Source organism: Micromonospora matsumotoense (assembly GCF_050951065.1).
Taxonomy (GTDB): Bacteria; Actinomycetota; Actinomycetes; order Mycobacteriales; family Micromonosporaceae; genus Micromonospora; species Micromonospora matsumotoensis.
Genome location: NZ_CP192025.1, coordinates 7,204,694 through 7,216,714, shown reverse-complemented (window position 1 = coordinate 7,216,714; position 12,021 = coordinate 7,204,694). Strand labels below are relative to the sequence as shown.

The 12,021-nt window shown below is 71.2% G+C and carries 9 protein-coding genes and 2 pseudogenes; 7 read left to right on the top strand and 4 right to left on the bottom strand.

Annotation, left to right across the window (positions count from 1 at the left end; translation table 11 throughout):
- Positions 1-680 precede the first annotated feature (680 nt).
- Positions 681-1,066 (top strand): annotated as a pseudogene (locus tag ACQP1S_RS30935) (transposase); the annotation flags it as partial.
- Positions 1,067-1,264: 198 nt separating this feature from the next.
- Here the strand turns inward: ACQP1S_RS30935 and ACQP1S_RS30930 are convergent.
- The 3 genes and pseudogenes from ACQP1S_RS30930 to ACQP1S_RS30920 form a co-directional block, all read right to left on the bottom strand.
- Positions 1,265-1,840: pseudogene (locus tag ACQP1S_RS30930) on the bottom strand (SDR family NAD(P)-dependent oxidoreductase); the annotation flags it as partial.
- Between the two features lie 121 nt (positions 1,841-1,961).
- A complete protein-coding gene (locus ACQP1S_RS30925) occupies positions 1,962-2,876 on the bottom strand; it encodes an AraC family transcriptional regulator N-terminal domain-containing protein (RefSeq protein WP_432901543.1) in 915 nt (304 codons plus the stop codon).
- A gap of 544 nt (positions 2,877-3,420) precedes the next feature.
- Positions 3,421-3,801, bottom strand: a complete 381-nt coding sequence (locus ACQP1S_RS30920) for an SRPBCC family protein (RefSeq protein ID WP_432901541.1) — start codon at positions 3,799-3,801, stop codon at positions 3,421-3,423.
- Between the two features lie 184 nt (positions 3,802-3,985).
- On the opposite strand from ACQP1S_RS30920, the gene ACQP1S_RS30915 reads away from it, so the two are divergent.
- A complete protein-coding gene (locus tag ACQP1S_RS30915) occupies positions 3,986-4,894 on the top strand; it encodes an AraC family transcriptional regulator N-terminal domain-containing protein (protein WP_432901539.1) in 909 nt (302 codons plus the stop codon).
- Positions 4,895-5,035: 141 nt separating this feature from the next.
- On the top strand, positions 5,036-7,801 hold the full coding sequence (locus tag ACQP1S_RS30910) for an AAA family ATPase (RefSeq protein WP_432901537.1): 2,766 nt from the start codon (positions 5,036-5,038) through the stop codon (positions 7,799-7,801).
- Here the strand turns inward: ACQP1S_RS30910 and ACQP1S_RS30905 are convergent.
- Positions 7,737-8,339 carry a ferritin-like domain-containing protein gene (locus ACQP1S_RS30905; RefSeq protein WP_432901535.1) on the bottom strand — a complete coding sequence of 201 codons (603 nt, stop codon included), beginning with the start codon at positions 8,337-8,339 and terminating at the stop codon, positions 7,737-7,739. The genes ACQP1S_RS30910 and ACQP1S_RS30905 overlap by 65 nt on opposite strands.
- Before the next feature lie 328 nt (positions 8,340-8,667).
- Between ACQP1S_RS30905 and ACQP1S_RS30900 the strand changes: the two genes are divergently transcribed.
- The 4 genes from ACQP1S_RS30900 to ACQP1S_RS30885 are packed head-to-tail and all read left to right on the top strand — an operon-like array spanning position 8,668 to position 11,891.
- On the top strand, positions 8,668-8,973 hold the full coding sequence (locus tag ACQP1S_RS30900; RefSeq protein ID WP_432901533.1) for a putative quinol monooxygenase: 306 nt from the start codon (positions 8,668-8,670) through the stop codon (positions 8,971-8,973).
- Positions 8,974-9,024: 51 nt separating this feature from the next.
- Entirely contained in the window at positions 9,025-10,026 is a 1,002-nt protein-coding gene (locus tag ACQP1S_RS30895; protein WP_432901531.1) for an alpha/beta hydrolase, read from the top strand.
- Positions 10,026-10,655 carry a class I SAM-dependent methyltransferase gene (locus ACQP1S_RS30890; protein ID WP_432901529.1) on the top strand — a complete coding sequence of 210 codons (630 nt, stop codon included), beginning with the start codon at positions 10,026-10,028 and terminating at the stop codon, positions 10,653-10,655. Before ACQP1S_RS30895 ends, ACQP1S_RS30890 begins: the two co-directional genes overlap by 1 nt.
- Before the next feature lie 27 nt (positions 10,656-10,682).
- On the top strand, positions 10,683-11,891 hold the full coding sequence (locus tag ACQP1S_RS30885) for a low temperature requirement protein A (RefSeq protein ID WP_432901527.1): 1,209 nt from the start codon (positions 10,683-10,685) through the stop codon (positions 11,889-11,891).
- Positions 11,892-12,021: the final 130 nt, after the last annotated feature.

Sequence of the window (12,021 nt, the reverse complement as noted above, 5' to 3'; positions counted from 1 at the left end):
CGCCGACTGGACGCCGGTGCCCGGCTCGCTCAATGGCGCCGACGTGCTGCCGCAGGCGAAGGCGTGCGCCGAACTCCGCGTCGGTGGGCTCGACCCCCGGGTCGTCACCGCAGATCAGGTGGTGCTCGCCGAGCAGCGTGGCGGCGCCACCATGCTGATCCTGAAGCAAGGGCCAACCGCCATGGCGCAGTGCATGATGGTCGGCGTCAACGGCGGCTTCGCGTCGATTGCCCTCGACGAATCCCATCCGGCATCGGCCGGCCCGCCGATCACCATCGAGACCGCGAGTGCGCATGGTGAGGGCGACGACCAGTTCTCCACGGTGATCGGCCGGATCGCCCCGTCAGTCACCCGCGTCGACCTGATCCTCAACGACGGTCAGGTCATCCAGACCAGCGCCAAGCAGAGCTGGTGGGGCGCCTGGTGGCCCGGCCCGGCCGGCGGCGAGGTCGACGCTTACACCATCCGCGTGTACACCGCCACGGGCACCACCGACTACCGATCGTCTCAGTTCTTCCACAACTAGGCCGTGTTTCGTAGGGCGTCGTTGTTGGGGCGCGTGGGGTTGCGTCCACGGAGTGGTGTACGACTTGCCCGTGATGGGCGTGTTGCGTAGATGAGAGGCGGCCATCGCGTCGATCCTTCAAGACGACCAAGTCGAAGAAGGAGGAGAGGACGCGATGGCCGCTTCAGAGAGCATGAACCCTGTTGACCTGTGCGCGAGCAGTCGAGGACGCGTCGCCGGACGTGTCGCAGGCGATGATCCGCACGTTCGCGCAGGCGGTGATCCGCATGTTCGCGCAGGCGGTGATGTTCGCTGAGGCCGACGCGATCTGTGGCGCCGGCTATGGGCAGCGCAGCGATGAGCGGGTGAGCTCCCGCAACGGGTATCGGTCTCGGGAGTGGGACACCCGAGCAGGCACGATCGACCTGGCGATCCCGAAGCTGCGGCAGGGCTCGTACTTCCCCGGACTGGTTGCTGACGCACCGGCGGCGGGCCGAGCAGGCCCTGGTGTCGGTGGTTGCCACCTCCAATCTGTCGGGGGTGCGAACAACGATCATCGATGCTCAAGGACTCGCTACCGTGCACGAGGTCGTTAGGTGCGCAGATAGGAAGCGCCGTTGAGGTCGACGATGCCGCCGGACGCCCACTCCGCATCAGGGGAGGCGAGCCAGTGCACGGCGGATGCGACCTCCTCCCCCGGCCCGTCCTCTGAAAGGGGCTCTGTGAACTCATCTGCGAGAAGAACGGCGAGCTTCGAATGAGTTCCGTGTCGATGGGCCCAGGAGCAACTGTGGTGACGGCGATTCCGGCCGGAGCCAGCGCGACCGCCAGGGACTGGCCCAGCGAGTTCAGTCCGGCTTTGCTCGCACCGTACGCGGGCGAGTCCGGCATGCCGCGGAAGGCGCCTCGCGACGAGATGTTGATGATTCGGCCCCCGCCGGCCGCACGCATGTGCTGCGCCGCGCACCATATGACGTTGGCGGTGCCGGTGAGGTTCGTTTCCACTACGCGTTTCCATCGCTGCTGCCACTCGTCGTATGAGCATTCCAAGATGTCGTGCGGCACGTAGTCGGCGGCGTTGTTGACAAGTACGTCCAGTCCGCCGAGCCGCTCGGCGGCACTGTCGACGGCGAAGCGGACCGCGCCGGGATCGCAGAGGTCGGCCGCCACCGCCAGGTGACCCTGTCCCGGCAGCGAGTCGCGTAGTTGCTCGGCGAGGATCTGGGAAGTGCGGTAGTGGATGGCGACTCGATCGCCACCTGCGGCGAAGGCCTTCACTACCGCCGCGCCAATACCTCGAGACCCACCGGTCACCAGCACTCGCCGAGAGTTCATGGCCCAAGTATCTCCAGCTTCCCCGCAGGCATCAAGATCGTCGGTCATGGTGGCCGCTGCTACTGGTCGGGCCCGGTGCCGGCACGCCGAAGTGGGCGACTTCAGCACAGGTGCCAGCTGATCAGCTTTCCGGTGGGCCGGTCGGGGTGCCGGTGCGGGTGTATGCGTGAAGGTGGGCCACGTCACGCGTCGGTGGCTCGCCGAATTGGCGGCGGTAGTCGCGGCTGAACTGCGCGGGGCTCTGGTAGCCGACTCGGCGGCTGATTCCCGCGATGTCGGCGGGGTCCGCCGCCAGGAGAAGTCGGGCCTGTTGCAACCGAATCTGTTTCTGGAACTGGATGGGGCTCATCGCGGTGACAGTCTGGAAGTTGCGATGGAAGGCGGAGACGCTCATGCCTGCCTGCCGGGCCAGTTCCTCGACGCGGAAGGGCTGCGCGTAGTGGTCGCGGATCCGCTGGACGGCACGGGCGATGTGGCTGAGGCTGCTGTCGGGGAAGCCGAACTGGCGCAGGATGGCACCCTGCTCGCCGGTGATCAGCCGCCAGATGATCTCGCGTTTGACGAGGGGCGCGAGCACGGCGATGTCGCGGGGCTGGTCGAGCAGGCGCAGCAGCCGGACGGCCGCTTCGACGAGTTCGGTTGGAGCGGTGCTGACGGCGAGGCCTGGCGGCGTGTCGGGTCCGAGGTCCGGCAGCTCGCCGGGGGTGGTCTGCAGCAGAATCTCGGCAATGGTGGACGGGTGCAGCGTCAGCCCGAAGCCGAGCCCGGGCAGTTGCGGGTTCGGCTTTTCGAAGTAGGCGGTGACGGGCAGGTCGACCGAGGCGATGAGATACTGCCCGGCCCGGTATTCGTACAGGTGGTTGCCGAGCGCGAAGCGCTTGGTGCCTTGGGCGACGAGCGTGAACACCCTGCCGTACGTGGTCGGAATCGGTGGTTGAGGCCGATCGGCGCGGAAGACGCGGAGGTCTTCGATCGGCGTGCTGAGGTCCGGCCGAGCATGGCGGGCAAGCAGATCGCGCAACTCGTCGAGGGACATGCCCTCGATTGAAACACCCGGGTCAAGATCGACGCCGGCCCGCCGCACGTCCGACCGCATGGCACTGCCCGCAGGGCATACGAGTGCATGCTCACCGCAGCAGGGACTGTGCAAACAGCGGACACTTCCCCCGGGGTTCCGTGCTGTCCATATTCGAGTCGCGGCGTGGCCCGAATCATGGGCGCGCTTTGTGCCCAGGCGTCTGTCGCTGTTCGGGGCACCACGGAAGTCCGACGAGGGTGGGTGGGGTCGATGTCTGACGGTCTTGGAGCATTGTTTGAAGCGCCCAGGACTACGCGCACAATCGGGGCCGTAGGGACCACCCGAGACCGCACTACACATCAAGGCGGTCAGGAGCGTGGCGAGGGCGTTCTCGATGATGCCGTAGCGCTTGCGGTCGTCGTCGGTCTCGAGCCATGCGGTGACCGACACGTACATCAGGGTCACCGACGTCTCGGCGAGCAAGGCGGCTCGGGTTGGATCGAGGCCGCGGGCGTGGAAGCCGTTCCGCATCGCGGCGGACAGCGCGGCCCGCTTCTGCAGCTCACGCTCGTGTGGCGGGGGTGTTCGGCGTCTCGGGTACGGGAGTGGTCCACCGGAACTGCGAGCCCGCGCGCAGCGCCCCGCGGTCCAGCCGCTTGGCGGTGGCGACTAGCGGTTGCCACGACGGCCAGCGCTCCACGTCGGTCTGGAGCTTCCAGATGGCGTGCAGCGGTGCCTTGATCAGGGTTTCGGTGCGGTATCGAATCTTCGCGGCGGGGTCGACCCCGCGACCGGCGCAGGTCAACGGGACCAAGGTCGACTGAACCCGCCCGGAGGTGCCGTCGTCGGCGGAGGCGGGTGATGGCACACCGAGCGCCCCGATCGTGACCAGGGGTAGCGCGAGCGCTGCGGACAGCCGGGCTGCACGAAGAGATCTGAGCATCGTCCGTCTCCTTGTTCCGGGGGAGTGGACGCCGAGGGTTCGTAACCTTGCGTCGCGTTAGTTATAGCCTATAACGAGAGTTGAGTTTCCGTCAATAACACTGGTGATAGCGTGTAACGGCTGTCCCGTGGAGCCGGGCAGAAGGACGGGCCCTGACCATGGCCGCGGTGCTTCAATGGCGGGCATGCCGCTCGACGAGTTATGCGCTCTGCTGGCCCGGCACGCCCGGCCCGACCTGGGCACCGGCATCGCCGATGTCCGCATTTTCCGCGCCGATCGGCCCCACCCGCCGACACCGACCACCTACGGCAAGGTGCTGGCCCTCGTCGCCCAGGGCACGAAGCGGTTCGCGCTCGGCGACCGTGTGTACGAGTACCAGGCCGGCGAGTACCTCGTCGCCTCGATCGACCTGCCGGTGACCGCGCACTTCGCCCGGGCCAGCCCGCAGGAGCCGGCGCTCGGCTTCGGCCTGACCCTTCACCCGGCCGCCGTCGCCGAGGTGCTGCTCCAGGCGGACCCGGCGGACCTGCCGGCACCCGCCACCGACGCACCGGCCGGCCTGGCCGTCAGCAGGGCCCCCGTCGAACTGCTCGACGCCGCCGTCCGGTTGCTGCGCCTGCTCGACCAGCCCCGCGACATCCCCATGATCGCGCCCTTGATCAAGCGGGAGATCATCTGGCGGCTGCTCACCGGCGAGCAGGGCGGCGTGCTGCGCCAGTTCGGCCTGCCCGACAGCAGCCTCAGCCACGTCGCCCGGGCCGTCCAGTGGATCCGCGACAACTACGCGCAGCCCTTCCGGGTCGAGGACGTGGCGCAGCAGGCGGGGATGAGCGTTTCGGCGTTCCACCGCAACTTCCAGGCCGTCACCTCGATGAGCCCGATCCAGTACCAGAAGCAGATCCGTCTGCAACGCGCCAGGCTGCTGCTCGCCGCCAGCCCCGGCGACATCGCCGGGGTCAGCCGCCGGGTCGGCTACGAGAGCCCCGCCCAGTTCAGCCGGGAGTACCGCCGGCAGTTCGGGGGTCCGCCCCGCCAGGACGCGGCCCACCTGCGCGCCCGGACCGCCGCGCGGGTCGCACCCCGCGACAGTTGACCGGAACTCGCGTTCTCTTGCCCGTTCCTGCCCGCCTGCCCGATGGACGGCCGGGCGGCGGGACGTCCCCGGTAGCCTGCCCGGACAGAGGGCCGAGGTCGGCCGGGGGCCGACGGACAACGACGGGCGCGTGAGGTACGGGTGGCCGGTAGCGAACTGTTCGGACGCCACGACGACCTGACACAGCTCGCCGAGTTCCTCGATGGGGTGCGCCAGGGCGGCGGCGCGCGGCTGATCTGCGGCGAGCCGGGGGTCGGCAAGTCCTCCCTGATGACTGCCGCGACGGAACTCGCCCTCGCGGGCGGGATGCACGTGCTGCGGGCGTCCGGGTCGGAGTTCGAGGCCGACGTCAGCTACTCCGGCCTGCATCAGCTGTTGCTGCCCGCGCAGGGGGCCCTCGACAGCCTCCCGCCCGGTCCGCGCGAGGCGCTGTCGGTGGCGCTCGGGTTCGGCGTCGGCATGCCCCCGGACGTCCTCCTGGTCTGCAACGCCGCACTGCTGCTCGTCACCGAGCTCACGACCGACGGGCCGGTCGTGCTGGTGGTCGACGACGTGCACTGGCTCGACCGGGCGAGCACCGTCGTCCTCGGCTTCGTCGCCCGGCGGCTGACGGGTCGCCGGGCCGGGCTGCTGGCGTCGACCAGGACGGGATCGGTGAGCTTCCTCGACCTGCGGGGGCTGTCCGAGCACGTCGTCGGGCCGCTCGACGACGAGGCCGCGGGACGGCTGGTCGACGCCCGCCACCCGCAGCTGCCGGCCCGGGTACGCCGACGCCTGCTCGACCTCGCCCAGGGCAATCCCCTCGCGCTGATGGAGCTGCCCGCCGCGCTGCTGGGTTCCGTTCGGCGCACGGAGACGCAGCCCGAGGTGGTCCCCCTCAGCGACCGGTTGCAGGCGATCTTCGCGGCCCGGTTGACCGGGCTGCCCGAGGCGACCCGGCGGGTGCTGCTGCTCGCCACCTTCGAGGGCACCGGCGACGTCCGGGTGCTCCGCGCCGCCCTGCCCGACCAGCCCAGCCTGGCCGACCTTGCCCCCGCCGAGCGGGCGCAGCTCGTCCGGGTGGACGACGCCACGGCCCGGATCGCGTTCCGGCATCCGCTGATCCGGTCGGCGATCGTAGCCATGTCCACCCACGAGGAGCGCCGCACCGCGCACGTCGCACTCGCCGGAGCCCTGGTCGACGACGAGGAACGCCGCGCCTGGCACCTCGCGACGGCCGCCGTCGGCCCGGACGAGGCGGTGGCGGAACTCCTCGAGGACGCGGCGCACCGGGTGATGCGGCGCGGGGACGGGTTCGCTGCGGTGGCAGCCCTGGTGCGTGCCGCCGAGCTGAGCACCACGAGCGCCGGCCGGGGACGGCGGCTCGCCGAGGCCGCGTACATCGGCGCGGAGGCCAGCGGCACCATCGACGACGCGAAGATCCTGCTGACCGACGCGCGTCGGGCGGCTCCCGACTCCGCCGGTTCCCTGCACGCGGCCAACGCGACCGCCTTCCTCATGATCAACGGGGACGGTGACGTGAACACCGCCCACCGGCTGCTGGCGGGCGCCATCGAGACCGGCGACCACGGATACCGGGCCGACGACCCCGCGCTCGTCGAGGCCATGCACACCCTCCTGCTGCTGTGCTGGTACGGCAGCGCCCCGGAATGCTGGGAACCGTTCTTCGCGGTGCTGCGCCGGATCCAGCCCGGGCCGCCGGACGTGCTCGCGCTGGCGAGTGACAGTTTCGCCGACCCGGTACGCACCGGAAAGGCGGCGCTGCACCGGATCGACGCGGTGCTCCGGACGCTCACCGAGGACGCCGACCCCACCCGCATCACGCGGATCGGCACGGCCTCGGTGTATCTCGATCGTCTCGGCGACTTGCGGGAGGCGTCCTGGCAACTGGTCCAGCACGGACGCAACGGCGGGGCGCCCCGCCGGCACCTCGGGGCCCTGATGCACCTGTGCCTCGACGACTTCCTGACGGGCCGGTGGGACGAGGCCGAGGAACTCGCCGTCGAGGGCCAGCGGACCTGCGACACCAGTGGCTTCTCGTTCTTCGCGTGGTACTTCCGGTACAACCGGGCGATCCTTGCCGCCGGCCGGGGACGGTTCGACGAGGCGTACGCGCTCGCCGACGAGATCACCCACTGGGCGCTGCCCCGGGGCGTCGCCGCCGCCGCGTTGTTCGCGCAGCATCCCCGGGTGCTCGCTGCCATGGGGCAGGGTGACTACGACGCCGCCTTCGGGCACGCCGCCGCGATGAGCCCGCCCGGCGTGCTCGCCTCCCACGTGCCGCACTGCACCTGGGTCATGTTCGACCTGGTCGAGGCAGCCGTACGCACCGGGCGGACGGCCGAGGCCCGAGCCCACGTCCAGGCGATGCGGGACGCGGACGTGGCTGGCCTGTCGTCCCGGATGGCCCTGCTCCAGGCCGGCGCCGAGGCCCTCGTCCTCGACGACGACGAGTCGGTGACCCGCCTGGAGGCCCTGCTGGCCGACGCGGCGACCCGGCGGTGGCTGTTCGACAGGTCCCGGGTGCGGTTGGCCCTCGGGGAGAGGCTGCGGCGGACCCAGGCGCCGACGGATGCCCGGCGGCACCTGCTCGCCGCACGCGACGGATTCGCCGCCATGGCGGCCGAACCCTGGCTCGCCAGGGTGGAGGGGGAGCTGCGCGCCTGCGGCTACCGACCGGCCCCACGGCAACGGGGTGACCTGACCGCGCTGACGGCGCAGGAACTCCAGATCGCCGAACTGGCGGCGAGCGGCATGACCAACAAGCAGATCGCCGAGCGCCTGTACCTGTCCCACCGGACCGTCGGCGCCCACCTGTACCGGATCTTCCCCAAGCTGGGCGTCACGTCCCGGGCTGCGCTCCGGGACGCTCTGTCGCCGTCTGCTGCTGAGCAGACTGCGCGCTGAGCTCGTCGGCCTGCGTCTCCTTCGCTTCGAGCAGCCGCTCTAGGAGCCGCCGGGTGGTGGGGTCGTCGTCGCCGATCCAGCGCACCGCCTCCTGCAACGTCTGGACGAGGATCCGCGCCCCGACGAGGTTCTGCGTCACGATGCCGACGATGTCACCGTCGGGGAACGCCCGGAAGGCGACCCGGGACCGGGCGTTCAGGTGCTGCGGGTCGTAGTCGCCGACGGACCCGAGTTGCCGGATCCGGGTCGCGACCAACCGGGCGTCACCACGATCGCGGTCGGCCCCGGCGAACAGGAGTTCCGCGAGCGGCCGGGCCGTCGGGGCGCGGACGGCCAGCGCGTGCTGCTCGTACTGCAACGAGGACACGACCAGGCTCGCCAGCAGCACGTTGAGCAGGCGCGTGGCCGCCGTCAGATCGACCCGGTTCGACGGCGTGACCGGCCCGTCGTCGAGGTCGAACAGGGCCCGGTCGCGGACCTCGCGCATCCGCAGCACGATGGGTGGCGATGCGGGGTGTTCCCGTCCTGATGGCGTCACGCCGTCGATGGTGCGGCGCGGCTCTCGGCCCGCGCGTCTGTCGAATGACCTAACCGGGGCCGAGGTGCTGGGCCGGGCGGTCCCCGCGGCCCCGGCCCAGGGCACCGCGGCGCGGCGCGGGCCGGCGACCCTGCTCATGCCACCGGGCACCCCCGGCCGCGGACCTGGCCGGTTGCGGCACCACCAGCTAGGTCATCGGCCGTCGGCGGCCCGGATCTCGGAAGTCGGATGACTGATGAAGGCCGACCGGGCGGCACCGAAAGTGGATCCCAGCCAGGCAACACCGTCGCCGCCGGCATCCGGCGGCAGCCGCCGAGGAGAGTGCCCGATGACCGTCAGCTACGGCTTCCACGCCACCATGACCGCCCGCCCCGGCAAGGGCGGCGAACTGGTCGACTTCCTGCTCGCCTCGCCGTCGCTGGCGAACGAGGACTGCGTCGTCTTCCTGATCGGCCGCTCCGCCGCCGACGCCGACGTCGTCCACGTCACCGAGGGCTGGACGACCGAGGAGGCGCACCACAGGTTCTTCGCCACCGACGAGGCGCAGGCCCTGGTGGCGCAGCTCCAGCCGCTGGTCGCCGGCGAGCCGGCATACCTCGACGAGGTGCCGGTCGGCGGCAAGGCCGCGATCTGAGATCACGCACGGCAATCCGCCCTTCCGCACGAACACGACAGGAATCCCCTCATGGCACTGACACGTCCCCCCTTCGACCCTGAGCTGTGCGCGCTCCTGGCCGACATGCCGCTCGTACCCGAACTCAACCGCGACGTGCTCCCGCAGATCCGGCCGTTCTCGTCGATGCCCGTGGAGCCGCTCCTCGATGGCCGGGCGATCGACCGGCGCGAGGTCGGCATCGCCGGCCCGGACGGCGCGGACATCCCGCTGTCCGTCTTCAGCCCCGCCGGCCCGGATCGCACCGGCCCGGCCCCGTGCGTCTACTGGATGCACGGCGGCGGCATGGTGATGGGCGACCGCTTCTCCCAGATCGACATCCCCCTGGAATGGCTCGATCTGTTCGGTGCCGTCGTGGTCTCCGTGGACTACCGGCTGGCGCCCGAGGCCACCGGCACCAGCCTGATCGACGACTGCTACCACGGCCTGCTGTGGGTGGCCGAGCACGCCGACGAGCTGGGCGTCGACCCGGACCGGATCATCGCCGCCGGGGTCAGCGCCGGTGGCGGCCTCACCGCGGGGGTCGCCCTGCTGGCCCGCGACCGGGGCGGTCCGAAGCTCGCCGCCCAGGTGCTGGTCTGCCCCATGCTCGACCACCACAACGACACCACCTCCAGCCGCCAGTACGCCGGCGAGCCCGGCGTGTGGACACGCGAGATGAACGAGTTCGCCTGGCGGTCGGTGCTCGGCGATCTGGCCGACGACGCCGTACCCGATCACGTCTCCCCTGCCACGGCCGACGACCTGTCCGGCCTGCCGGACACCTACGTCGACGCCGGCACCGCCGAGGTGTTCCGCGACGAGGCCGTCGCCTATGCCACCCGCATCTGGGCCGCCGGGGGCCAGGCCGAGCTGCACATCTGGGCCGGTGGCTTCCACGGGTTCGACGCCCTGTACCCGCAGGCGCGGATCTCGTCCCAGGCCCGCCGCGCCCGCACCGACTGGCTCGCCCGCATCCTGACCCCGGCCGCCGGGCCGGCCCGGCCGCAGCTCACCGGGCAGCGGGCTGGCTGATGAGCGACAACCACCGGGCGGAGTTCCTGCGCGAGTTCCTCCGTGACCCGTTCACCGTCGCCGCGGTCGCCCCCAGCGGCGGACCGCTGGCCGACCTCGTCACCGCGCCCGTGCCCGGCGTCGGCGAGCCGCTGGTCGTCGAACTCGGCCCCGGCACCGGAGCGTTCACGGCCGCCATCCAGCGCCGGCTCGCCGGCCGGGGTCACCACCTCGCGGTCGAGATCAACGAGCGGTTCGCCGGCCTGCTGGCCGCCCGGTATCCGCGGCTCGACGTCGCCGTGGCCGACGCACGCGACCTCGGCGAGGTGCTGGCGCAGCGGGGTCACCGCCGCGCGGACGTGATCGTGAGCGGGCTGCCGTGGGCGGCGTTCGCCGGACGTCAACAGGACGAGCTGTTGCACGCGGTGACCGACGCGTTGACCCCGGACGGCGCGTTCACCACGTTCGGCTACACGTTCGCCCGCTGGACCCCGCCCGCCCAACGGCTGCGGCGGGCGCTGGGCGACCGGTTCGAGGAGGTCGTGACCGGCCGCACCGTGTGGGCCAACGTGCCGCCGGCGTTCGTGTACTCCTGCCGGCGGCCCCGGGTCACCGCGCGACCGCGCACGCTGGTGCCCCTGCCCTGCTGAGAAAGGACCCCGAGAGGAGAATTGGCCATGGGAAAGCCGCAGGGTCCCGGTCCAGCCGTACGCCCGGTCGGCCGGGACCATCGCGCGACGCCGTTCGAGCTGTTCTTCGACCTCGTGTACGTCTTCGCGACGACCCAGATCACCGCCTACCTGGCCCACGAGCGCAGCCCGTACGGTGTCCTGCGGGGTCTGCTGATCCTCGCTCTGCTGTGGGGAACGTGGTCCGGCTACACCTGGCTGGGCAACCACTCCCGCGCCGACGAGGGCCTGCTGCGGACGGGAATGGTCGGCGCGATGGCGGCGATGTTCGTGGTTGCTCTGGCCATACCCGAGGCCTGGCGGGACGCCCCGGGCGGCCTGCCCGGCCCCGTCGTCCTGGTCTGCGCCTACCTACTCGTCCGGTGGGTGCACCTCGCGATCTACGCGGTGGCCGCGACCGGCGACGCCGGGCTACGGCGACAGATCGTGGTCACCTGGCCACCCCTGCTGGCCGGCGCAGCGCTGCTCCTCTGCGGGGCGCTGCGGGGCGGCTGGGCCCAGGTGCTGCTGTTCACCGTCGCGTTGCTGGTGGACTGGGTCGGCATCTACCTGACGGCCAGGCGTGGCGCATGGCGGCTGCACAGCCCGGCGCACCTCACCGAACGGCACGGCCTGTTCATCATCCTGGCCCTCGGCGAGTCGACCGTCGCGATCGGGGTGGGTGCCGCCGGCCAGCCCATCGGCGTGCCGCTGCTGATCGCCGCCGTCCTCGGTGTCGGCACCGCCGTCTGCCTCTGGTGGCTGTACTTCGACGTGGTGGCGCCCGCGGCCCAGCGCCGCCTCGTCGAGGCGCACGACGCGGCCCGGGTCAGCCTGGCCGTCGACGCGTACACCTACGGTCACTTCCCCATGGTCGCCGGGATCGTGCTGACCGCGCTCGGCGTGGAGGGTGTCGTGGCTCACGCCGACGAGACAGGGCCGTTGGGAGCCTTCTACGCGCTCTCCCTCTGCGGCGGTGCGGCGCTCTACCTCGCCGGGCACCTGCTGTTCGAACGGCTCGTGCACCGTACGACGAACCTGCCGCGCCTGGTGACGGCCGGCGTGCTCGCCGCCGCCGGTCCGGCGGCCGCCACCCTCGCGCCGATGGTCGGCCTGGCCGGCCTGGCCGCCGTCCTGATCGTCCTGATCGTCGTCGAGACCTGCCAGCACCGACGGAGTTCACGCCCGAGCACGCCACCGGTCGAAGCGACGGCGTGAGTTGTCGGACCGGAACCGCGGAGGATCGAGCAAGAAGTCGCGAGGATCGAGATGAATGCCGCACCCGAGAACTGATTACCTGAACACCTCCTTCGAAAGATTGTGATGCCCAATTCGATGGGCGGAAGAG

What these genes read in the sequence shown, in the direction of transcription:
- ACQP1S_RS30925 (WP_432901543.1), bottom strand. Translation starts at nt 2,876, where the DNA reads ATGTCCCTCGACGAGTTGCGCGATCTGCTTGCCCGCCATGCTCGGCCG.
- ACQP1S_RS30920 (WP_432901541.1), bottom strand. Translation starts at nt 3,801, where the DNA reads ATGCTCAGATCTCTTCGTGCAGCCCGGCTGTCCGCAGCGCTCGCGCTA.
- ACQP1S_RS30915 (WP_432901539.1), top strand. Translation starts at nt 3,986, where the DNA reads ATGCCGCTCGACGAGTTATGCGCTCTGCTGGCCCGGCACGCCCGGCCC.
- ACQP1S_RS30900 (WP_432901533.1), top strand. Translation starts at nt 8,668, where the DNA reads ATGACCGTCAGCTACGGCTTCCACGCCACCATGACCGCCCGCCCCGGC.
- ACQP1S_RS30895 (WP_432901531.1), top strand. Translation starts at nt 9,025, where the DNA reads ATGGCACTGACACGTCCCCCCTTCGACCCTGAGCTGTGCGCGCTCCTG.
- ACQP1S_RS30890 (WP_432901529.1), top strand. Translation starts at nt 10,026, where the DNA reads ATGAGCGACAACCACCGGGCGGAGTTCCTGCGCGAGTTCCTCCGTGAC.
- ACQP1S_RS30885 (WP_432901527.1), top strand. Translation starts at nt 10,683, where the DNA reads ATGGGAAAGCCGCAGGGTCCCGGTCCAGCCGTACGCCCGGTCGGCCGG.